The 21,346-nt window shown below is 74.8% G+C and carries 23 protein-coding genes and 3 tRNA genes; 13 read left to right on the forward strand and 13 right to left on the reverse strand.

Translation table 11 applies throughout. From position 1 onward, the window contains the following. Positions 1-5: 5 nt before the first annotated feature. The 3 genes from BDZ31_RS13330 to BDZ31_RS13340 form a co-directional block, all read right to left on the reverse strand. Positions 6-1,412: a selenium-binding protein SBP56-related protein gene (locus BDZ31_RS13330; protein ID WP_183342818.1), complete on the reverse strand. Its 1,407-nt coding sequence runs from the start codon at positions 1,410-1,412 to the stop codon at positions 6-8. Positions 1,413-1,485: 73 nt separating this feature from the next. Beyond that, entirely contained in the window at positions 1,486-2,253 is a 768-nt protein-coding gene (locus BDZ31_RS13335; protein ID WP_183342820.1) for an MBL fold metallo-hydrolase, read from the reverse strand. A gap of 144 nt (positions 2,254-2,397) precedes the next feature. Then, the gene (locus BDZ31_RS13340) at positions 2,398-3,597 is read right to left on the reverse strand and encodes an MFS transporter (RefSeq protein WP_183342822.1); all 1,200 of its coding nucleotides are present in this window, start codon (positions 3,595-3,597) and stop codon (positions 2,398-2,400) included. Between the two features lie 124 nt (positions 3,598-3,721). Between BDZ31_RS13340 and BDZ31_RS13345 the strand changes: the two genes are divergently transcribed. The 4 genes from BDZ31_RS13345 (at position 3,722) to cysC (ending at position 7,549) form a co-directional block, all read left to right on the forward strand. Further along, positions 3,722-4,714, forward strand: coding sequence for a LysR family transcriptional regulator (locus BDZ31_RS13345; RefSeq protein ID WP_183342824.1), 993 nt, complete (start codon positions 3,722-3,724; stop codon positions 4,712-4,714). A gap of 77 nt (positions 4,715-4,791) precedes the next feature. Continuing rightward, entirely contained in the window at positions 4,792-5,238 is a 447-nt protein-coding gene (locus tag BDZ31_RS13350; RefSeq protein WP_183342825.1) for a hypothetical protein, read from the forward strand. 119 nt (positions 5,239-5,357) lie between these two features. After that, positions 5,358-6,815 carry an adenosine deaminase family protein gene (locus tag BDZ31_RS13355; protein WP_183342826.1) on the forward strand — a complete coding sequence of 486 codons (1,458 nt, stop codon included), beginning with the start codon at positions 5,358-5,360 and terminating at the stop codon, positions 6,813-6,815. A 74-nt stretch (positions 6,816-6,889) separates the two neighbouring features. Further along, entirely contained in the window at positions 6,890-7,549 is a 660-nt protein-coding gene (cysC, locus tag BDZ31_RS13360) for an adenylyl-sulfate kinase (RefSeq protein WP_246345145.1), read from the forward strand. A gap of 558 nt (positions 7,550-8,107) precedes the next feature. Here the strand turns inward: cysC and BDZ31_RS26005 are convergent. Beyond that, a complete protein-coding gene (locus BDZ31_RS26005; RefSeq protein ID WP_183342827.1) occupies positions 8,108-9,133 on the reverse strand; it encodes a PKD domain-containing protein in 1,026 nt (341 codons plus the stop codon). A gap of 363 nt (positions 9,134-9,496) precedes the next feature. On the opposite strand from BDZ31_RS26005, the gene BDZ31_RS25005 reads away from it, so the two are divergent. Continuing rightward, positions 9,497-9,973, forward strand: a complete 477-nt coding sequence (locus tag BDZ31_RS25005; protein WP_246345147.1) for a hypothetical protein — start codon at positions 9,497-9,499, stop codon at positions 9,971-9,973. Then, positions 9,970-10,188: a PIN domain-containing protein gene (locus BDZ31_RS26230; protein ID WP_183342828.1), complete on the forward strand. Its 219-nt coding sequence runs from the start codon at positions 9,970-9,972 to the stop codon at positions 10,186-10,188. Before BDZ31_RS25005 ends, BDZ31_RS26230 begins: the two co-directional genes overlap by 4 nt. Here the strand turns inward: BDZ31_RS26230 and BDZ31_RS13380 are convergent. The 3 genes from BDZ31_RS13380 to BDZ31_RS13390 form a co-directional block, all read right to left on the reverse strand. Further along, positions 10,145-10,420, reverse strand: a complete 276-nt coding sequence (locus BDZ31_RS13380; protein WP_183342829.1) for a hypothetical protein — start codon at positions 10,418-10,420, stop codon at positions 10,145-10,147. The genes BDZ31_RS26230 and BDZ31_RS13380 overlap by 44 nt on opposite strands. Before the next feature lie 144 nt (positions 10,421-10,564). Beyond that, entirely contained in the window at positions 10,565-11,077 is a 513-nt protein-coding gene (locus BDZ31_RS13385; RefSeq protein WP_183342830.1) for a fasciclin domain-containing protein, read from the reverse strand. 12 nt (positions 11,078-11,089) lie between these two features. Then, on the reverse strand, positions 11,090-11,341 hold the full coding sequence (locus BDZ31_RS13390; protein WP_183342831.1) for a DUF378 domain-containing protein: 252 nt from the start codon (positions 11,339-11,341) through the stop codon (positions 11,090-11,092). A gap of 97 nt (positions 11,342-11,438) precedes the next feature. Here BDZ31_RS13390 and BDZ31_RS13395 point away from each other — a divergent pair, with 97 nt between their 5' ends. Further along, on the forward strand, positions 11,439-12,344 hold the full coding sequence (locus BDZ31_RS13395) for a MerR family transcriptional regulator (RefSeq protein ID WP_183342832.1): 906 nt from the start codon (positions 11,439-11,441) through the stop codon (positions 12,342-12,344). A 105-nt stretch (positions 12,345-12,449) separates the two neighbouring features. On the opposite strand, the gene BDZ31_RS13400 is transcribed toward BDZ31_RS13395, so the two are convergent. From BDZ31_RS13400 to BDZ31_RS13410, 3 genes are all read right to left on the reverse strand, one after another. After that, positions 12,450-12,523, reverse strand: a tRNA-Arg gene (locus tag BDZ31_RS13400). Positions 12,524-12,624: 101 nt separating this feature from the next. Then, entirely contained in the window at positions 12,625-13,095 is a 471-nt protein-coding gene (locus BDZ31_RS13405; RefSeq protein ID WP_183342833.1) for an ArsR/SmtB family transcription factor, read from the reverse strand. Between the two features lie 90 nt (positions 13,096-13,185). Then, positions 13,186-13,392, reverse strand: a complete 207-nt coding sequence (locus BDZ31_RS13410) for a hypothetical protein (protein WP_183342834.1) — start codon at positions 13,390-13,392, stop codon at positions 13,186-13,188. A 101-nt stretch (positions 13,393-13,493) separates the two neighbouring features. Here BDZ31_RS13410 and BDZ31_RS13415 point away from each other — a divergent pair, with 101 nt between their 5' ends. After that, positions 13,494-15,212 carry a SulP family inorganic anion transporter gene (locus BDZ31_RS13415; protein ID WP_183342835.1) on the forward strand — a complete coding sequence of 573 codons (1,719 nt, stop codon included), beginning with the start codon at positions 13,494-13,496 and terminating at the stop codon, positions 15,210-15,212. Positions 15,213-15,337: 125 nt separating this feature from the next. On the opposite strand, the gene speB is transcribed toward BDZ31_RS13415, so the two are convergent. Further along, a complete protein-coding gene (gene speB, locus BDZ31_RS13420; protein ID WP_183342836.1) occupies positions 15,338-16,294 on the reverse strand; it encodes an agmatinase in 957 nt (318 codons plus the stop codon). Positions 16,295-16,532: 238 nt separating this feature from the next. Between speB and BDZ31_RS13425 the strand changes: the two genes are divergently transcribed. Then, positions 16,533-18,176 (forward strand): PucR family transcriptional regulator, encoded by a 1,644-nt coding sequence (locus BDZ31_RS13425; RefSeq protein WP_183342837.1) that lies wholly within the window; start codon positions 16,533-16,535, stop codon positions 18,174-18,176. Between the two features lie 64 nt (positions 18,177-18,240). Beyond that, positions 18,241-18,723, forward strand: coding sequence for a carboxymuconolactone decarboxylase family protein (locus BDZ31_RS13430; protein WP_183342838.1), 483 nt, complete (start codon positions 18,241-18,243; stop codon positions 18,721-18,723). A gap of 112 nt (positions 18,724-18,835) precedes the next feature. On the opposite strand, the gene BDZ31_RS13435 is transcribed toward BDZ31_RS13430, so the two are convergent. Then, entirely contained in the window at positions 18,836-19,444 is a 609-nt protein-coding gene (locus BDZ31_RS13435; protein WP_183342839.1) for a TetR/AcrR family transcriptional regulator C-terminal domain-containing protein, read from the reverse strand. Positions 19,445-19,483: 39 nt separating this feature from the next. Here BDZ31_RS13435 and BDZ31_RS13440 point away from each other — a divergent pair, with 39 nt between their 5' ends. Beyond that, positions 19,484-20,026 (forward strand): GNAT family N-acetyltransferase, encoded by a 543-nt coding sequence (locus tag BDZ31_RS13440; protein ID WP_183342840.1) that lies wholly within the window; start codon positions 19,484-19,486, stop codon positions 20,024-20,026. 126 nt (positions 20,027-20,152) lie between these two features. On the opposite strand, the gene BDZ31_RS13445 is transcribed toward BDZ31_RS13440, so the two are convergent. Continuing rightward, positions 20,153-20,242: transfer RNA gene (locus BDZ31_RS13445), tRNA-Ser, on the reverse strand. 99 nt (positions 20,243-20,341) lie between these two features. On the opposite strand from BDZ31_RS13445, the gene BDZ31_RS13450 reads away from it, so the two are divergent. Together BDZ31_RS13450 and BDZ31_RS13455 are read left to right on the forward strand one after the other, a co-directional pair. Beyond that, positions 20,342-20,428: transfer RNA gene (locus tag BDZ31_RS13450), tRNA-Ser, on the forward strand. A gap of 87 nt (positions 20,429-20,515) precedes the next feature. Then, positions 20,516-21,322 (forward strand): exonuclease domain-containing protein, encoded by an 807-nt coding sequence (locus BDZ31_RS13455; RefSeq protein ID WP_183342841.1) that lies wholly within the window; start codon positions 20,516-20,518, stop codon positions 21,320-21,322. Positions 21,323-21,346: the final 24 nt, after the last annotated feature.

Below are 21,346 nucleotides of genomic sequence, written 5' to 3' on the forward strand. Positions count from 1 at the left end.
GCCGTCTAGCTCACGAAGCAGTACGAGTCGCTCGACGCGTCGCCGGCGTGGAGACGGGTCTGGTGGACGCGCAGCCCGCGGAAGTCGCCGTCGTGCGGGAAGAAGCCCGGATCGACGGCCATGCCGCCGGCGTCGGTGTCCGCGTCGATGCGGGCCATCCACGCGCCGACGCCGTCCGGGTAGAAGACCTCGTCCCAGGCGGCGTAGAGCGAGTTGGTGGCGTAGACGCGGCGGCCGTCGCGGCTGATCTCGATCATCTGGGGCCCGCCGGACAGCGGCAGCTCGGGCGCGGCCGGGTGCGGCGTGCGAGCGACGATGCCGCCGAGGCGGATCGAGCCGGTCTCGCGCGGGTTGCGCGGGTCGCTGACGTCGTACTGCTTGAGCTCGCCGGTCCCCCAGCACGAGACGTACAGCCAGCGGTCGTCGACCGACAGGTCGATGTCGCTCACCAGCGGCGGCACGGCGCCGAACGGCTTCAGCGCCGGCGGGAGCCGGTCGGCGTCGGCCGGCTCGGCGGGGATCTCGATCACCTTCTCGACCGCCCAGCTCTCACCGTCGCGGCGCCACGCCCAGACCGACGCGGAGAGGTCCGCGACGCTGATCACCACGCCGAGGAAGCCCCAGGTCTTGCTGGGATCGTGGGCAGGCCGGAGCTCCAGCGCCATCTGGTGCTCGTCGCCGAGGTCGACGCGCTGCAGCAATCTGCCGTCGGAGAGTCTCCAGAAGTCGATGTGGTGGCCGAACCGCTTCCCCAGCAGGTCCTCCGGGTTCAAGCCGCTCTCGATCATCGCGGGGGTCGCCCACTCCGACGTCATCGCGACGTCCTCGTTGAGATGCCACCAGAAGTCGTAGCTGAGGTACTGGTCGCCGCGGTCGGTCTCCCAGCGGCCCGTGACCTCGAACGTGTCGTGGTCGATCAGCGCCACGCCGCCGGGTCCCTCGTCGCCGTTCGCGGCGCCGAGGTTCGACATGTAGATGCCGCCCGGTCCGCAGTGGACGGTGTGCGGGCGCGAGTAGCCGGCCTTCTCGGCCAGCTCCTTGGGCTCGATCACGCGCGCGACCGTCGGCTGGCGCGGGTCGGGCTTGGTGTCGAGCACGTGCGTGCGCGACGAGCGCAGGCCCGGCACGACCAGGTAGCGGCGCTCGAGCAGGCCTTCGTGCCCCTCGTGGCAGAGCGCGCTGGAGCAGGCGTTCCAGCCGAAGTGATGGAGCTCGTTGCCCGCGGTCGGCAGCTCGCCCCAGCCGACCACCTGCCCGCACGAGGGAGAGCCCGCGTCGCAGTCGACGACCGCGATCGCGTCGCGCTGCTCGCCGGTCGGGTCGAAGGCGGCGACGTACGCCAGCTGCTCCGGAGGCGCGGCGATCGCGGCGGCCGGCGACCGATAGAAGGTGGGATCCGTCGTCTCGGGCATTGCAGCCTCCTCGCGACTGCCGAGGTCTCCGAAACGCCACCGTAGCGCCGCTCGCCGGTGGTTCAAGCAAGGTTCAGGTATGGGTTCGACCGGGCGGCGCGGAGGAGCCCGCGCGGTTGGCCGCGACGATCGCCGCCTGGTCGGGCGGCGGCGCGGGCAGGTCGGCGAGGACCATCTCCGCGAACGCGTCGGGATCGGCGACGGCGAGCGCGGGATCGTGGCGGCGCTCGAAGCCGAGCGTCGAGAACGGGTTGCCCGACAGCGAGCGTCCGCAGACCGAGCCGCCGTAGTGGCTCGGCAGCAGCAGAAGGTCGTCGGGCAGCTCCAGCAGCCGCCGCAGCGAGGCGTGCAGCGTGCGCGCCGCCGCGCGCGGGTCGCCGCCGGCATGCAGGTCGGGACGGCCGACGTCGCCGATCAGCAGCGCGTCGCCGCTGAAGACGATCCACGGCTCCTCGTCGCCGCGACGCCGGTCGGCGACGACGTACGCGGCATGCGCGGGCGCGTGGCCGGGCGTCGAGAGCGCGGTGACGACCGTGTTGCCGAGCACGACCCGGGCCCTGTCCGCGAGCGGCTCGTGCGCGAACTCGACCTCCGCGCCGGCCGGCAGGTACGGCGTCGCCCCGGTGCGCTCGACCAGCGCCGGCAGGCCCGAGACGTGGTCGGCCTGCACGTGGGTCTCCAGCACCGCCGCGATCCGCACGCCGGCGTCGTCGGCCGCTCGCAGGTAGTCGTCGACCTTCTCGACGTGCGGATCGACGACCGCGACCTCGCCGACCGTGCCGCAGCCGAACAGACAGCTCGCGCACGCCGTCGGCGCGTGCAGGAACGGGCGCAGGATCATCGGCTGACTCCTCGGTGAGACCGTGTGCGACCGACTCTACGCCCGGTCGTCGATTCCTTCCAGCCGACCGGCGCGACGCCGCGTCTGGCCGCTCGCGAGGACGAAGCGACCCGCGGTCCTCGGCGAGCGCATCGCCGAGCTGCGCTACCCGCCCGCAGACCGCGCGAGCCGATGCGCGACCTCCGACGAGGCGAGCGCGAGCAGCGCGATCGCGGCGGCGACGAAGCCGACCCCGGCGGCGCCCGTCCACTCGATCGCGAGGCCGCCGACGACGCCCGAGAGCGCGATCGCGACGTAGAGGATCGAGGCGTGCAGCGAGACGAGCACCGGGGCGAGCGGCGGGTTGAGGCCGATCAGGCGGTGCTGCTGCGGCGTGCTCATGCTGAAGGCCGCGACCGCCAGCAGCGCGACGAGCGCGATCGAGGCGCCGAGCGAGTCGGTCACGAGCGGCAGCGCGGCGAGGCAGGCCGCGACCCACACGAGGCAGAGGGCCATCACGCGGCGGCCGCCGACGCGGTCGCACAGCAGCCCGGCGGCGTAGTTGCCGGCGACCGCGACGGCGCCGAGCGTGAACATCAGCACGGCGAGCCGGCCGCCGCTGCCGCCGGTCGCGGGGTCGAAGATCTCGGCGATGTAGGTGTAGAAGACGTAGACGGCGGTGAAGGCGACCATCGTCGTCGCCAGCATCGCGACGACCCGGCGGTCGGCGAGCGGCGCGACGCGCTCCCGCAGCCCCTCGGGCGCCGGGACGGAGACGGCGCGCGGCACCAGCGCGACCAGCGCGAGGCCGCCGACGAGCGCGAGCGCGACGACGAACCATATCGTCGCGCGCCACCCGAGCGCGCCGCCGAGGGCGGTGCCGATCGGCGCGCCGAAGGCCGTCGCCGCGGTGAAGCCGGTCAGGACGGTGCCGATCGCCTGACCGCGGCGCTCGGGCGCCACGAGCGCCGCTGCGGTGGTCGCCGCGACCGGGACGAACAGCCCGGTGCCGGCCGCCGCGACCACCTGCGCGAGCAGCAGCAGCGGAAACGACGGCGCGACCGCCGCGCCGACGGTGCCGAGCGCGTAGACCGCGACGGCGAGCAGCAGCGCCCGGCGCCGCGACCAGTGCGCCGTGAACGTCGCCAGCACCGGGCCGAGCAGCGCGCAGGCGAGCGCGAAGACCGTGACGACCTGGCCGGCGGCGGCGACCGTGATGCCGAACGAGCCGCCGAGCCGCGGCAGCATGCCGGCGAGCACGAACTCGTTCGTCGCGACCGCGAAGACGCCGAAGCCAAGGATCGGGACGCCGAGCCGCGACACGTTCGGCGACGAGGCGCTGACGGCGGTGCTGACAGAGGGCATGGACCTCCTCGAGGAGTCGGCGGCGCGCGGCGCGACACGGCGCCGCGCCGGGTGCCATCAAGGATGTGGCCAGCGGGTTCAGAAGTCCAACAGCTGATTCAGTTTGCAGCTAGCATTCTCACGTATGGAGCTGCGCCATCTGCAGTACTTCGTCGCCGTCGTCGAGGAGCGCAGCTTCACGCGCGCGGCGGAGCGGCTCCACGTCGCCCAGTCGGGCGTGAGCGCGCAGGTCCGCCAGCTCGAGCGCGAGCTCGGCCAGACGCTGCTCGACCGCTCCGCGCGGACGGTCCGCGTCACCGACGTCGGCGCGGCCGTGCTGCCGTACGCCCGCGCGGCGCTCGCCGCCGCCGCGGGCGTGCGCGAGGTCGTCGACGAGCACGTCGGCCTGCTGCGCGGGCGCGTCGCGCTCGGGATGGTCACCTCGGCCGCCGACGGCTTCGACCTGCCGGCGCTGCTGACCGCCTTCCACCGCCGCTTCCCCGCCGTCGACATGACGCTGTCGGAGGCGACCTCCGACCTGCTCGTCGCCGCCCTCCGCGCGGGCCGGCTCGACGCCGCGATCGTCGCGCCGGCGGGACAGACCGCGTCGGCGCCGGCGGCGCCGGCAGCGGCCGCGCCGCAGTCAGGCGTTCCGACCGCCGCCGCGCCTGCGCCGCCGGCAGCGACCGCCGACGGCCTCGCCCTCCACGTCGTCGCCGACGAGCCGCTCGTCGCCGCGGTCCGCCCCGACCACCCGCTCGCGAAGAAGCGCAGGGCCAGAGTCCCGCTGACCGCCCTTCGCGACCAGCCGCTGATCAGCTTCCCGCGCAGCGTCGGCGCGCGCCTGACGATCGAGGAGGCGTGCGCCGGCGCCGGCTTCGAGCCGGCGATCGCGTTCGAGGCGAGCGATCCCAACGTGCTCGTCAAGCTCGCGGCGGCCGGCCTCGGCGTCGCGATCGTCCCAGCCCCCTACCCGCGCCAGCTGCCGCCCGACCGCCTCCGCACTCTCCCGCTCGACGACGACCGCCTGCGCGGCCGCCTCGCGCTCGCCTGGCGCGCCGACGCCCCGCTCAGCCCCGCCGCCCGAGCGCTGATCGACCACCTGCGCGGCGCGCTGCCGGCCGCCGGCGAGCCGTGACGGTCACACGGTCCGCCGCGTGCCCAAGCGCGCGGGTGCCGACATCGCCTGCCAGCGCAGCGCTAGCCTCGTGCGCCATGAATCGCCGTCTGCTCGCGCTCCTGTTCAGCGCCGTCGCCCTCGCCCTCCTCGCCCAGCCCGCCGCGGCCCGTCCGCCTGCCGGCGACTGGAGCTTCCTGCGCAAGGACGCCTTCCGCCACTACGCCTGCAAGGTCGCCGAGCGCGGCGGGGAGTGGCGGATCCGCACGGCGACCTTCATCAACGGCAACCACGACGCCCGCGCCCATGGGATCGGCGCCTACGCGGTGATCGCCCGCGGCCGCGGCGCGACCGGCCCGAGCCGCACCAGCACCGACTGGCGCGGTGCCTACATCCGGCTGACGCTCCCCGGCGCCCGCAGCGGCGATCGCCTGTGGGTGCAGGGCGCCTACTACGGCCCGGCGCGGCCGTGGGCCGACGGGGTGCGCGTCGCGTCGATCACGCGCTGCGCCAAGGGCAGAGCCTCCGCCAAGCGCGGGCGCTGACCGCCGCGCCGCCCGCGCGGGCGCGACCGCGGTCAAGCACTGCGCCGGACGCGGCCGCGCCGTCCCCGCGGGCGGGAGCGCGGTCAAGCCCTGCGCCACACCCGCCGATGACCGGGTCGATGCCTGCTCCCGCCACCGGCCCCGCTCGCCGCGCCGCCGCCCCGCTCCCGCACGTCCGTCGCCAGCGCGCGCTCGCCGCCCTGCTCGTCACCGCGCTCGCCCTGTTCGCAGCGCTCCTCGCGGCGGCGACGACCGCCTCTCCCGCCCGCGCCGACGAGGCCGGCGCCGCCCGCGCGCTGGAGCGCTTCCGCGACCGGCCGGCCCAGCTCAACCCCTTCCTGCGCGCGCTGCCGAAGGGCGCCGACCTGCACATGCACCTGTCCGGCGCGATCTACGCCGAGGACCTGCTGCGCTTCGGCGCGCGGGACGGCTCGTGCGCCGACACGGTCACGTTCGTCGCCAGCGTCGCGCCGTGCGGCCCGGGTCAGCGTCCGCTGACCGACGCCTACGCCGACAACGGCTTCCAGACGCAGCTGATGAACGCCTGGTCGCTGAAGAGCTTCCCGCCCGGGATGCCCGGCCACGACCACTTCTTCGCGACCTTCGGCAAGTTCGGCGCGACGTTGAACACCAGCTACGGCGAGGGGCTCGCGACCGTCGCGCGGCGTGCGCGGTCGCAGAACATCCAGTACCTGGAGGTGCTGACGACGCCGCGCTCGGGCGACACACGCGCGCTGTCGGAGGCGGTCCAGTTCACGCGCGACCTGCCGAGGCTGCGCGAGCGGATGCTCGCGGCCGGCCTGCGCGACATCCTCCCGAGAGCGCGCGCCGAGCTCGACGCGCTGGTCGCGCAGGAGGCGAGATTCGACCCGGCGCCCGACCCGCTCGTGCGCTACTCGGTCCAGATCTCGCGCGCGACCCCGCCGGCGCGCGTCTTCGCCCAGCTGCTGCTCGCCTTCGAGCTGATGGCCGACGACCCGCGCTGGGTCAGCCTCAACCTCGTCCAGCCCGAGGACGACGTCGTCGCGCTGCGCGACTACCGCCTGCACATGCGGATGATCCGCTACCTGCGCGGCCTCTACCCGAAGGGCCACGTCACGCTCCACGCCGGCGAGCTGGTGCCGGGCCTGGCCCCGCCGGCCGACCTGCGCTTCCACATCCGCGCCGCCGTCGAGGTCGCGGGGGCCGAGCGGATCGGCCACGGCGTCGGCATCCGCTGGGAGCGCGACCCGGTCGGCCTGGCCCGCAGAATGGCCAGACGCGACGTGCTGGTCGAGGTGCCGCTGACCTCGAACGCCCAGATCCTCGGCGTCTCCGGCAGACGCCATCCGCTCCGCTTCTACCTGCGCCACAGAGTCCCCGTCGCGCTGGCGACCGACGACGAGGGCGTCTCGCGCACCGACCTGACCGAGCAGTACGAGCAGGCGGTGCGCGACCACGGCCTCGGCTACCGCGCGCTCAAGCGGATGGCGATCGACTCGCTGCGCCACTCCTTCGCCGCCCCGGCGACGAAGCGCCGCCTGCTGCGCGAGCAGGCCCGCCGCTTCAAGGCGTTCGAGGCGAGGTACGAGCGTTGACCTCGCCTGCGATGCAGACGCGGTAGCGCCCCACGACACCGCCGCCGCGCTCGGTCCGCTCTACGATCAGCTTCATGACGAATCCGATCGAGTCGCGCGCCGGTGCGCGCGCCGGCGCGCCGATGAGAAGCGCGAACGTCGTCTGGCACGAAGGGTCGCTGACGCGTGAGGAGCGCTGGAGCGCGCTCGGGCGCGGCGGGGCGACGGTGTGGCTGACCGGCCTGCCGGCGGCCGGCAAGTCGGAGCTGGCCGAGGCGCTGGAGGCGTCGCTGTTGAGAGCTGGCCGCGCCGCCTACCGGCTCGACAGCACGACGATGCGCCAGGGCGTCTGCTCCGACCTCGGCTACGGCGCCGAGGACCGGCGCGAGAACAACCGCCGCCTCGCCGAGCTGGCGAAGCTGTTCGCGGATGCCGGCACGATCGCGATCGTCGCCGCCGTCTCGCCGTTCGCCGACGGCCGTCAGGCCGCCCGCGACGCCCACGAGCGCGACGGGCTCGCGTTCGTCGAGGTGTTCGTCAACACGCCGCTGGCCGACTGCGTCGCGCGCGACCCCTACGGCACCTACCGTCGCGCGCGCGAGCAGGCGACGCCGGAGGCGCCGGGGATCGACGCGCTGTACGAGCCGCCGGCCGCGGCCGACGTCGAGGTCACCCCCGACCTCACGACCGAGCAGGCGGTCGACCGCGTCGCCGACGCGCTGCTCGCGCGGGCCGGGCTCGCGCTCGGCCGCTGAGGAGGGCGCCGGCGCGGCCGCGGCGCCGCACCGCGGTCGCCGGTCGCGCGCTCGGCCTTTCGGGGCCGGCGCCCGCCCGTGCGCTACCGAGCGCGCGGAGCGAGCACGCGGACGAAGCGGCGGACGGGCGCCGACAGCCGGCCGTCGGCGCGCCGCGCGCGAACGGTGATGCGGTGGAGGCCCGGTCTCAGGCGCAGTCGCAACGTTCGCGCACGCACCGGCACACGCGCGGCAGCTGCGGCGCTGGCGCTGGCGCTCGCGCGGAGCAGGCGGGTCCTGGCGGTGAAGCTGTGGGTCGCGCGGAAACTGCCGGCGAAGCGGCGCGTCGGGTCGGGCGCGGGACAGCGGCGCAGCGCACCCGTGCCGACCGCGCGCTCGATCCGCACGACGACGGGCGCACGGGACGCGAGGCGCATCCGCAGCCCGACGCGCACGATGCCGGCGGCGGTCGGTCGGACGCAGCGTCGGGCCAGCGTCAGCTTGCTCAGGACCGGCGCGGCCGCGCGGCTCGCCGGTCGCGGCGCCGGGTCGGGCGAGGGGTGCGGCGCCTCCGGCTCGTCACCTGAGGGCAGGGCGGGGACGGGCGGGGGGGACGGGGCCGCCGGGCTCTTCGGGGACGGCCGGCACGACGACCTCGACGCGAGCGCGCGCGCCGTCGCCGCCGTTGCACGAGACGGTCTGACCGGTGTAGACCGCCTCGGTCGAGCAGCCTTCGTCGTCGGTGACCGTCACCGTGGCCGTGTAGCGGCCCGGCGCGGCGTAGGCGTGGGTCACCTGCGGGCTGGCGGTCGTCCGCGCGGTGCCGTCGCCGAACTCCCATGCGTAGCGCGCGACGACGCCGTCGGGGTCGGACGAGCCGCCGGCGTCGAGCGCGGTCGCGGCGCCCGCGGGCGCCGCCGTTGCGACGAGCTCCGCGCGCGGTCCCTGGTTGGGCGCGACCGCGATGCCGTACGGCAACCCGCCGACGAAGATCGGCGGTCTCGGGCTGCCGGTGGCGAGATCGACCGCCACGACGTCGCCCGACTCTCGAGTGACGTATGCAGTCGCGCCGTCGGGCGAGATCGCGATCGCCGTCGGCTTGCCACCCACCACGATCGACGGGCCGGCTGCGTTCGTCGCCGTGTCGATCGGCGTCACCTGGCCGTCGTCGCTCGTGACGTACGCGGTCGCGCCGTCGGGCGTGACGGCGACGCCATGCGCGGGGCCGCCGAGGAGGATCGAGCTGTCGGCCGTCCCCGTCGCCGTGTCGATCCGCACGACCGTGCCGTCCAACCGGCCGGCGTAGACGGTGGCGCCGTCCGGCGTCACCGCGATGCCGCGCGCGGCGAAGCCTCCCCCGATCGGCGCACCAGCGGTGCCGCTGGCGAGGTCGACCGGCGTGACCGTGCCCGTCGAATATCCGGTGACGTACGCGGTCGCTCCGTCGGGTGAGATCGCGACGGCGTAGGGGGAGAAGATGCCGATCGGCGGACGCACCGTCGCGCTCGCGAGATCGACCGGAACGAGGGCGTGGTCGCCGATCACCGTGACGTACGCGGTCGCGCCGTCTGGAGAGACCGCGATCCCGAGCGGCTGATCGCCCACGGGAATCGGCGCGCCGACCGCGCCGGTGGCGGTGTCGAACGGCGCGATCGCTCCCAGCCACTGCAGGACGACCCACCCGTTCTGCCGTCCGGCGCGAGCGCGACCGTACGCGTGCCGTCTGGCATCGCGAACGGCGCTCCCGCAACCCCCGCGACGCCGTCGATCGGCACCACGGTCCGATCGGCGTCCGTGGTGGCGTAGATCGTCCGTGCCTCCGCCGCCGCTCCGTGCCCCAGCGCGAGCAGCGCCGCGACCGCTGCGATGCACGCCGAGCCCGCGCGCCGCCGACCGCTGCGCCACCCGACGGCGGCCGACATCCCCTGCTGGTACATGCCCCGGCTATCGGCGGGCATGAGATGGGACTTGAGCTACCGAGCGGTCGGCCGGCGTGAAGCGCGCCCCATCACCGAGGCCACGATGAAGAGCTCAGACCCGCTACCGGTCGTCCACTTCGAGGTCATCGGCAGCCGGCTGGCTCGAGCGCGCTCGGTGCATGTCGCGGCGCGGCGGCGGTCGAGCGGGTCGAGCGCGCGCGGCGACCACCGCGCCGTTCGTCACCGTCGACGCCAGCTGAAACGTGTTGACCACGCCGCCTCCAGCGTTAGGCTTGATCGCATGGACAAGTCGCCCACGACCAGCATCGAGATCGACACCGACCTGCTTGAAGAGCTGCGCGCCGAGGCTCCCGGCAAGGATGACCGCGAGCTGATCGAGGACATGGCCGTGCGCGCTGTCGGGCTGGCGACCGTGCGGCGGGTCCGTGCCCGCTTCAACCTCCCCGAGGAAGAGGCGCTCGAGATCGCCGTCAGAGCAGTGCACGACGCTCGCGCCGGGCGTTGACCCGACTCGTCGTCGACGCCAGCGCGCTGGTCTCGGGGATCATCGGCGCGGAGGACAAGCCTCCTGCCCTTCTACTCGACGCGATCTTCGACCGAGCGTTCGAGCCGGTCATCTGCCCGCGAGTGCTCGCCGAGGTCCAGCGCACGCTCACCCGTCCCTGCTTCCGCGCGGCTACTTGGCGAGACGGTCGAACGTCTCGCGGTGCTCGCCGATGACGCACTCCGCGAACGCGCGGTTCTCCGCGTGGCGCGCGACGCGCGGGTCGTCGGCGAGCTTGGCGCCGCGGAGGCGCACATCGTCGTCGAAGGCATAGCGCTCGCGCAGATCGCGCGCGACCTCGCGCACGACGTCGTCGGTGATTCGTTGCGCGCCCAGGCGGTCGAGTCTGCGCCGACGCGCGCGGACTTCCAGGCGCTTGGTATTCCCCAACCCCCAGCTACCGCGCACGCACGCACCGCGAAACGGCGCCCCCGCGGTTGCCCGGCGGCGCTCGCGACGTGCGGTGCTTCCGCGCGCGTTCCGGCGGGCCTCTGTGGCGCCGGAGCGCCATCCGCGCTGGGGCGCCGCGAGCGGCGCCCCAGCGCGAGGTGCTCAGCGCGGCAGCAGCACGCGGTCGATCGCGTGGATGACGCCGTTCGAGGCGGTGACGTCGGCGCGCACGACGCGCGCGCCGCCGACGAGCACGGCGCTGCCGCGCACGCGGACACGGACGCGCTCGCCGTCGAGCGTCCGCACGAACCGCCGTCTGGCGACGCTTGCCGCGGTCAGCCGGCCCCTGGCGACGTGGTGCAGCAGCACGGCGCGCAGCGCGGCTCTGTCGGACGCGAGTCGCCGGAGGGTGTCGCGCGGGATCTTGCGGAACGCCGCGTCGGTCGGCGCGAAGACCGCGAACGGCCCGGCGCCGCGCAGCGTTCTGACGAGGCCGGCCTCCCGCAGCAGTCTCGTCAGCGTCGTGAACGAGCCGGCCGCGACGGCCGTTCCGACGATGTCTCGCGCGGCGACGGGCCGCGCGGGTTCGCGCGCTGCCGACGCCGGCAGCGCGACGGCGGCGGCCGCGACGAGCGCGACGGCCGTCAGTGCGAGCGTGGTGAATGTGCGTCCCATCGTCACGCTCCCCTACGACGCCGCGGTCGCGGTGCCGTGCGCAGGCTCGCCGCGGCGACGCGCGAGCAGCGCGCCGATCGCGTAGACGGCCGCGAGGCCCACGAGGCCGTAGACGATCCGGCTGGCGGCGTTGGTCGCGCCGAAGTCCTCCCCGAAGATCCACGCGACGAGATCGAACTTGGCGATCGCGACGAGTCCCCAGTTGAGGCCGCCGACGATCAGCAGCGTGGCGGCGAGCGCATCGAGCGCATCGAGCGCCTTCATCTGTCCACCTCCTGTAGAGGTCGTGTACATAGCCGCACGGTACCCGCGTTGCCCCAGGCTATGTCAAGAGATTGTCCAGATCTTGTACAGTTGGCGCATGGCGACAAGCGGGACCCTGCGCATCGGCGAGCTGAGCAGGCGCTCGGGCGTCAGACCTGAGCTGCTGCGCGCGTGGGAGCGCCGCTACGGGCTGCTGGAGCCGACCCGCTCGGCCGGCGGGCTGCGCCTCTACTCGCCGGCGGACGTCGAGCGCGTGCGGCTGATGCGGCAGTACCTCGCCGACGGGCTCGCCGCCGCCGAGGCGGCCGCGCTCGCGCGACGCGCCGTCGCGCACGGGGACGGCGCGCACGGGGACGGCGCGCACGGGGACGGCGCGCGGCCCGCGCTGCGAGCGTCGGCCGAGCGCGCGGATCTGGCCGCCGCACTGGAGCGGTTCGACGAGCCGCGCGCGCAGGAGCTGATCGACCGGCTGCTGAGCATCGCGACCGTCGAGACGCTGCTGGCCGAGATCGTCCTCCCCTACCTGCACGACCTGGGCGAGCGCTGGCAGCGCGGCGAGGTGACCGTCGCGCAGGAGCACTTCGCCGCAGGGGTGCTGCGCGGACGGCTGCTCGGCCTCGCCCGCGGCTGGGGGCTCGGCGTCGGGCCGGCGGCGATCCTCGCCTGCCTCCCGGGCGAACGGCACGACCTCGGCCTGATCGCCTTCGGCCTCGCGCTGCGTGCGCGCGGCTGGCGGATCGTCTACCTCGGGCCCGACACGCCGGTCGAGACGATCGCGGAGACCGCCGACCGGCTGACGCCGACCGCCATCGTCCTCACCGCAGTCACGGGCAGCCTCCTCGCCCCCGTCCTGCCACAGCTGCGCGCGCTCGCGGCGCGCCATGCGGTCGCGCTCGGCGGGGCCGCCGCACACGACCCCGCGGTCGCGCGCGACGGCATCGCCGCGCTCGCCGACGACCCGATCGGGGCCGCCGAGCAGCTCTCGCGTCGCGTACGCGCCTGACGAGCGTGCTGGCGTGCCGCGGCGGTAGCGGATCTTGGGCGCGCCGACGGGACCGAATTCCTCCCGAGAACGACGAAAACCCCCGATTTGCGGGGGTTCTCGAAGCGCGCCCGAGAGGATTCGAACCTCTGACCTTCGGTTCCGTAGACCGACGCTCTATCCAGCTGAGCTACGGGCGCTCGCGCTTGCGGAGCGGGAATGATAGCCGGCCGGCGCGCGCGATGCCGACTCGCGGCGCGGGCGCGTCCGCGGAAGGGCTGCCCGGAGCACGGGCGGACGGTCAGGCGCGGGCGCCTCTGCGGCCGACAGAGCGGCGCGCATCGGGGGCCGCGGCGCTCGCGTCGCGGGCGGGAGTGCCGGGGGCGGCGGCCGGCGCCTCGGGATCGGCGGAGAGGTCGCCAAGGATGGCGCTGCTCTCCTCCAGCTGGGAGGTGAGGATCTGGCGCGCGACGGCGAGCAGCTGGAAGGTGCGCGGGTCCTTGACGCGGTAGTGGACCTTCACGCCGCTCTTGCGGCTCTCGAGCACGCCCTGGCGGCGCATCGCGGTGAGGTGCTGCGACATCCCGCTCGAGTCGAGCTCCAGCGCCGCCTGCAGCTCGCCGACGGTCAACTCGCCGTCGCGCAGCAGCTCCAGCACGCGGACGCGCACCGGGTGGCCGAGCAGGCGGAAGAGATCGGCCTTGAGCTGGTAGATCGGGTGGGACTCGCCGTCCGGCCCGAGCGTGCGCGGAGAGGGGTCGCGGTGCGACATCTCCTCGACCCTATCGGACCCTCGCGGCGCCGCCGCACGCGGGCGGGGCGCCGCGCGCGCCGCCGGCTGCGGATACGTGCGCGCGTCGATTCAGTCGCATGGCATGTCGCGGACGTGTCGGTAGATGTCGTAGGCGCGCGCGACACGGTCGCGCGCCTCCTCGCTCAGCGGTCCGGCGGCGCCGACGAGCTCCGTCGCCTGCGCGAGCGAATCCGGGCCGTTGCGCTCGAACAGCGTCACGGCGGCGGCGGTCCCGTCTCCGGGGGCATCGTCGAGGACCTGCCGGGCAAGGCGCACATCCCACATTATCTTCAAATCTCCTAAGACACTGAAACCAGAAGCTTTTGATATTTTCGGGAATCGCCGCGCCGTTCGTCAAGCGGCGGCTCTTCTCGCCCATGCATCCGCCGCATCAGCAACGCGCAGCAGCGCGCCGCACCAAGCCGATCGGCTCGCTGCGCCCGAGCCGCCGCGACTACCGCGACCTGCCGCGCTCGTGGGGCGCCGACCTGCTCGCCGGGATCACCGTCGCGGTCGTCGCGCTGCCGCTGGCGCTCGCCTTCGGCGTCACATCAGGCCTCGGCGCCGAGGCGGGGATCGTCACCGCGATCGTCGCCGGCATCGTCGCCGGCGTCTTCGGCGGCTCGCACGTGCAGGTCAGCGGCCCCACCGGCGCGATGACCGTCGTGCTCGTGCCGGTCGTCGCCTCCGTCGGCCCCGACGGCGTCCTGATCGTCGCGCTCGCCGCCGGCCTGCTGCTCGTGCTCGCCGGCGCGCTGCGGCTCGGCCGCTGGGCCGGGATCCTGCCGTGGCCGGTCGTCGAGGGCTTCACGCTCGGGATCGCGCTGCTGATCTTCCTCCAACAGGTGCCGATGGCCGTCGGCGTCGACAAGCCCGAGGGCGAGAACACGGCGCTCGTCGCCGCACGCGCGCTGGTCGACTGGGCCGGCGACGGCTGGCAGCCGCTCGCGCTCGTGGCGCTCGTCTCGGTCACGATGATCGCGCTGCCGCGCCTGCACCGCGCCCTGCCAGCCTCGCTGATCGCCGTCGGCGCCGCGACCGCCCTCAGCGAGCTGGCCGGCCTCGACGTCGCCACGATCGGCGCGATCCCGGCCAGCCTCCCCGCCCCGTCGCTCCCCGCGGTCGACGTCGCCGACCTGCCCGGGCTCGCCCCCGCGGTCCTCGCCGTCGCCGCGCTCGCCGCGATCGAGAGCCTCCTGTCGGCGAAGGTCGCCGACGGGATGAGCGACGGCGAGCCGCACGATCCCGACCGCGAGCTGGTCGGCCAGGGCCTGGCGAACGTCGCAGTCTCGTTCGTCGGCGGGATGCCCGCGACCGGCGCGATCGCGCGCACCGCCGTCAACGTCCGTTCCGGCGCCCGCACGCGCGCGGCGACGATCGTCCACGGCGTCGTGCTCGCGGCGACCGTGCTCGCGCTGGCGCCGGCGATCGGGCACGTGCCGCTCGCCGCGCTCGCCGGCGTACTGATGGTGACCGCGGTGCGGATGGTCGAGTTCGCGACCGTCGGGCGGATCGTCCGCTCGACCCGCGGCGACGCGCTGCTGCTGCTCGCGACCGCCGCGGCGACGGTCGCCTTCGACCTCGTGATCGCCGTCGGCGTCGGCGTCGCGCTCGCCGCCGTGCTCGCCTTGCGCGCCGTCGCCGACAGCACCTCGTTCGCGCGCCAGACCATCGACCAGACCGCCGAGGAGATCGTCGTCGACCCGCTGCTCGAGCGCGCGCTGCTGCAGGAGCACATCGTCGCCTACCGGCTCGACGGCGCCCTCTTCTTCGGCGCCGCCCAGCGCTTCCTGCTGGAGCTGACCGAGGTCGCCGACGTCGAGGTCGCGATCCTCCGCCTCGGCCGCCTGCGAGTGCTCGACTCGACCGGCGCGCAGGCGCTCGGCGACCTCGTCGAGCACCTCCAGCGGCGCGACGTCACCGTGCTGCTCGCCTGCGCCCGGCCCGAGCACGAGCGACTGCTGCGCCACGTCGGGGCGCTCGACGCGCTCGTCCACGAGAACCACCTGCTGCCCACCTTCGACGCGGCGCTCGCGCACGCCCACCGCCACCTCGCCCGCAACCGCGAGCGGCGGTCGGCGGCCGTCGCGAGCTGACGGAAACGCAGAGCAGAGCGGGGCGCGACGACGCCGCCCAGCGCCGCCTCGGGATCAGTCGACCGCAGCGGCGCCGCTCTCCGCGCGACGCGACGACCTCCGCGTCGAACCGCGCGTCGACCGCTTCAGCGCCCGCTCCCCTCCTCGCGCGCCATCTGCACCAGCGTCAGCAGCTCGAACAGCACCGTCGAGGCGAGCAGCGCGGTCGCCTGCCCGGGCCCGTCGTAGGCCGGCGCGACCTCGACGACGTCGACGCCGACGAGCCGCCGCAGCCCGGTCAGCGCGCGCACGTACCGGAGCGCCTGGGAGCTCGTCGGCCCGCCGACCTCCGGCGTCCCCGTCCCCGGGCAGAAGGCCGGGTCGACGAAGTCGACGTCGAAGGTGACGAAGACCGGCCCGTCGCCGACGCGCGCCCGCGCCCGCTCCGCGAACGCCTCCGGCGACAGCTCGGCCAGCTCCAGCCAGGGGATCGACTCGACGCCCAGCTCGTCGCCGAGCGCGACGTCGCCCGGGCCGTAGAGCGAGCCGCGCAGCCCCGCCTGGACGTACCGCGCCGGGTCGACGAGGCCCTCCTCGATCGCCCGCCGGAAGACGGTGCCGTGGTTGTACGGCTGGCCGTTGTAGCGATCCCACAGGTCGCTGTGGGCGTCGAGGTGGATCAGGCCGAGCGGGCCGTGGACGGCGGCGTGGGCGCGCAGCTCCGCGAGCGTGACCGAGTGGTCGCCGCCGATCCCGGCCGTGACGACCCCCGCCTCCGCCAGCGGCGCGACGAACGCCTCGATCCGCGGCAGCGTCTCCTCGATGTAGCCGGGCACCGTCGGGGCGTCGCCGTAGTCGATCGTCGACAGCGCGCCGAAGACCTGCGTCCGCTGCGCCGGGTTGTAGGTGCGCAGCATCGCGGAGGCGGAGCGGACCGCCTCCGGGCCGAAGCGGGCGCCTGAGCGGAACGAGGTCCCGCCGTCCCACGGCATCCCGAAGACGGCGGCGTCTACGCCGTCGAGCGCGGTCAGGTGCGGCAGGCGCCCGAAGGTGCGCGGCCCGGTGAAGCGAGGCGCCTCCAGGGCGTCCCAGGGTTGATGCATGTGCGGCGGACCCTCCTCAGGCAGTCGTCGCTCGGAACGCCGACGACGCTACGGACGCGAGCGGGCCGCGACTATTGTCAGCTGTCACGAAACGAGTCGTGGGAGGCTGGTTGATCGTCCAAGCACCGTGGCGGCGCGCTCCGGTGGCCGCCGACGTGGAGCGGGCCGACGTCGAGCGCGTGCGCCGCGCCTGTCACCATGGTGCGAGTTGACGAGGGATGCGCTCACGGTTCGGACGTTGGCGGAGAACCGGACGCTCGCACTGCGGGTCGTCGCGGGCGCCGACGGCCTCGACGCGGTCGTGCGCGGCACGCACACCTGCGACCTCGACCGCCCGGCCCGGTACCTGCTGCCGGGCGAGCTGGTGCTGACGAACGGCCTCTGGGAGCAGCAGGTCGACGGCCGCGAATGGGCGCGCGACGTCCACGCCGCCGGCGCCTGCGGGATCGGCTACGGCCTCGCCGTCGAGCACCCGGCGCCGACGCCAGCGCTCGTCGCGGCGTGCGACGAGCTGCGCCTGCCGCTGCTGGAGGTCGCCGAGGAGCAGTCGTTCGCCGACGTCGCCGGCGTCGTCGCCGACGCCCACGACGGCTCCGACCTGCGCACCCAGCTGTCGCGCACCCGCCGCCTGCTGCAGCGCCTCGCGGCCGACGGCGGCCATGCCGCCTTGCTCGACTTCCTGCGCGTCGAGGCGAGGCTGCCCGTGTGGCTGGTCGGCCCCGGCGGGCGGCCGATCGGGGACGGCGGGGCGGGCGCGAGCGCACGCGAAGCAGACGGCCGCGGAGCGAGCGCAAGGCGCGGCGTGAGCGCGGGACCCGACGCCGCCGGCCGGGGCGCGAGCGCCGAGCGCGGCGTGAGCGCGGGGCCCGACGCCGCCGGCCGGGGCGCGGGCGCCGAGCGCGGTGCGAGAGGCCGCCGCTCGACAGAGCCCGCCGACGACGGCTGGCCCGGCGACGACGCCGCGCGCGCGGCGGCTCGCGCGCTGCGCCGCAACCGCCTGCCCGCGGCGGTCGGCCCGGCCGCCTGCGCATTCGGCACCGCGGTCGGCTACCCAGGCGCCGCCACGATCCTCGTCGGGCGTCCGCTCGCCGAGGTCGGCGACGAGGAGCGCCTGGTGATCGACCAGGTCGCGGCGTACGTCGTGCTCGAGGACGCCCGCGCCCACGCCCGCGACGAGGCGCGCTCAGCGCTCGCGCGCGAGCTGCTGGAGCTGACGTGGAGCGGCGACCTCAGCGACGCCGCGTTCGCCGCCCGGCTGCGCGCGCTCGGCCTCGACCCGCGCGCGCCGCTGACCGCGGTCGCCTCCTCGAACGAGCGCGGCGACGTCGAGTACGCGGCACTCGCCTGCGGGCTGCCGGCGGTCGTCGGCTCCCACGGCGAGCTGACCGTCGCGCTGCTCCAGGGCGACGCCGGCGGGCTCGGCGAGCTGGTCGCCGACGGCGGCGCCGACCCGGTGCTCGGGATCGGCAGCAGCCGCAGCGGACGCGGCGGCCTGCGCCAGTCGCTCGCCGAGGCGGTCGCCGCCCACACCGTCGCGCGCGGCCGGCCGCCTGGCGAGGGGGTCGTGCGGCAGCTCGACATCGGCTCCCACGCCGTCCTGCTCGACTTCGTCGACCGCCAGGTGCTGCGCGCCTACCGCGACACGCTGCTGGGCCCGATCGAGGCGTGGGACCGCGACCGCGGCGCCGACCTCGTCCGCACCCTGCGCGCATTCCTCGACCACGACGGCCACTGGCGCGCGACCGCCAGAGCGCTGCACATCCACCACAACACCCTCCGCTACCGCCTCGACCGCGTCGCCCGCCTGACCGGCCGCGACGTCGACACGACCGCCGGCCGCGTCGACTTCACGCTCGCGCTCGCGATCCCCGCAGGCGGCTGATGTCACATCCCGCCGTCGCGTCTCGTCTTCGACGTCGACCCTCCGAAACGACGAAGGAGCGACGATGAGCCAGACCGAGACCCACACCCTCGAGCCGCGCACGCCCCACCCGATCACGCTCGTGCCCGGCGCGATGGAGGCGCTGCACGCGCTGCACGGATCGGCCCTGAAGGCGGGGCTGTCCGACAGCCTGGTCGAGCTGGTCAACCTGCGCGCCAGCCAGATCAACGGATGCAGCGTCTGCGTCGAGCTGCACGCCCGCGCGCTGAAGCGCGGCGGCGCGAGCGACGAGCGGATCTGGGCGGTCGCCGGCTGGCGCGACGCACCGTACTTCGACGCCGCCGAGCGGGTCGCGCTCGAGCTTGCGGAGGAGCTGACGCGGACCGCCGACCGCGGCGACGCCGTCCCCGACGCGCTGTGGGAGGAGGCGCTGCGGCACTACGACGAGACGGCGCTCGCGGCGCTGACGATCGCGATCGCGAACGTCAACGTCTGGAATCGCCTCAACGTCGCGACGCGGCAGGTCGCCGGCGCCTGGAAGGGCTGAGCGCACGGGCGGCGCGACGGCTTCTGCATGACGCCCACCCGCTGGCCTGCGCGGCGCGGGCGGCCGGCGCGAGGGCCGGGCGACGCGGGTGCGCCGGTCTATCCGGCACACCTCACGCCCGATGGTGCCCGCGCAGCGCGACGAGCCCGGCGATCACGATCTCCTCGGCGTTCACGTCGTGCTCGACGTGGAGCCTGGCGTACAGGGGAGCGACGTCCTCATCGACCGGAGCGGAGCGCTCGTCGTCGACCACCGGCGCGGTGGTCGCGCTGCCGATGACGAAGTTCGACAGCGCGTAGGCGGCGCCGAGCGGATCCGACAGGCCCTCGCCTGCCAAGAGGACGCAGATCCGCTCGGACAGCCGCAGGTAGTTGGGTCCGCGGGGCGCGCGCATCGCGATCACCTGACAGGCCCACCGGTGCTGGACGAGGTGCCGGTAGTAGGCGAGCATCAGCTCGTCGACCTCCGCTCCGGCGAGCGCGCGCCGAATCTCCGGATCGCCTCCGAGCGCGTCGTCGAGGGCGAGGTCGAAGAGGTCGTCGACAGAGGACAGCCGCGAGTACAGGCTCGCCGGCGCCACACCGAGCCGACCGGCGACCGCCCGCAGCGTCAGCGCGCGCAACCCGCCCTCATCCAGCAGCGCGACGGCGGCGCTCGCGACCTCGCCGACGTCGACTGCGCGTGCGCGGAGCACGGGCTTGCGGCGTTCCCAGTAGCTCATACCGGGGAAGACTATCCGATCTATGTTAGCTTTATCGCCATGCTCGACTCGGCCCTGCTCCCGCTCGCGAACAGCCGCGTTCGCCTCCGCGCGCTCCGTCTCGACGACGCGACCGCGTTCGCAGAGGGGACCGACGATCCCGACGTGCGCGCATACGGGCACCTGCCCGAGTCGGAGTACACGCCGGAGTCCGTCAAGACGATGATCGAACGAGACGCCCGGCCCGGCTTGGAACGAGGAGACCTCGCCGTCCTCGCGATCGCCGACGCCGACACCGACCAGTTCACCGGCAGCCTCGTGCTCTTCGACGTCACCGAGCCGAGTGCCGAGGTCGGGTTCTGGCTCCACCCGCGCCACCGCGGTTCCGGGATGGCGGCCGCGGCGCTCGACCTCGCAGCCCGCTTCGCCCGCGACAGCGGCCTCACCCGGCTGACCGCGCGCACGACCGAGGACAACGTCGCCTCCCAGAACGTGCTCGCCCGCGCCGATTTCGCTCGCACCGGCGCGGGCTCCGACATCGCGCCCTCGGGGGCGCGGATCCGCCTGCTGCACTACGCGCGCAGCATCGACACCGTCAGCTGACCGTCAGCGCCTGCTCCAGCCGCGCAAGTTCCCGCTCGACCTCCGCGCGCGTACTCGGTGCCGCTGTCGGCGTGGAACATGGAGCCGGAAGGCCCCGATCACCAATGGTGACGGGGCATTCCGTAACGGACAGGGAGGGATTCGAACCCTCGATGGAGGTATCACCCCCATACTCCCTTAGCAGGGGAGCGCCTTCAGCCGCTCGGCCACCTGTCCCGGAGGAAGACGCAGTCTAGAGGCTCCGGCGCCAGGCTGCATGCCGTCCGGGCGCGGCCGGCCGGCGCCGGGTCCACTAGCATCGTCGTGCCGCATCCCGGAGGGGTGGCAGAGCGGTTGAATGCACCGGTCTTGAAAACCGGCAAGGGTGCAAGCCCTTCGAGGGTTCGAATCCCTCCCCCTCCGTAGCGCCGGAACCAGGTGCGCCGAGCGGCGGCGGAGGCGCGCCGGCGCGCCATCGAGCCGTCCGGGGACGTCGTCACCATCCGCCGCATGAGCTGGCACATGCGGCGCCTGGCCGCATTCGACATCGAGACGACGGGGATCGACCCGCAGCGCGACCGCATCGTGACGGCGGCGGTCAGCCTGGTCGGCGGCGGCCGTCGCTCGGAGAGCTACGCCTGGCTCGTCGACCCCGGTGTCGAGATCCCCGCCGGCGCGACCGCCGTCCACGGCATCACGACCGAGCAGGCGCGCGCCGAGGGCGTCCCGTCGGGGGAGGCCGTCGCGGAGATCACCGTGCTGCTCGCCGACCAGCTCCGTCAGGGCGTGCCCGTGATCGCCTTCAACGCCCGCTTCGACCTCACGACGCTCGACCGCGAGGCGCGACGCCACGGGATCGTCCCGCTCGTCGACCGCGTCGGCCGCGACGGGCTGCTCGTCGTCGACCCCTACGTGCTCGACAAGCAGTTCGACCGCTACCGCCCCGGCAAGCGCACGCTCGGCGCCGTCTGCGAGCACTACCGCGTGCCGCTGACGGAGGCGCACACCGCCAACGCCGACGCGCTCGCCGCCGCGCGCGTCGCCTGGCGGCTCGGTCAGGCGCTGGAGGAGCTGCGCGCGACCGATCTGCGCGCCCTCCACGCCCAGCAGATCGGCTGGGCCGCCGAGCAGGCCGCGTCGCTGGAGACCCACTTCCGCGAGCAGGGCCGCGAGGAGCGGGTCGAGCGCGAATGGCCGATCGTGTCGGTCGCCGCGCTCGCGCAGGAGCTGGCCGCGGCCGAGCTGGCGCGGCCGCAGCTCGCCCAGGTCGACCACGCGCTCGACGACCGCGCCCTGCAGACGGCCTTCGCCGCCTGAGCGCCTGCGGCAGGCGTCGCCCCT

It is taken from the genome of Conexibacter arvalis (assembly GCF_014199525.1).
GTDB lineage: Bacteria > Actinomycetota > Thermoleophilia > Solirubrobacterales > Solirubrobacteraceae > Conexibacter > Conexibacter arvalis.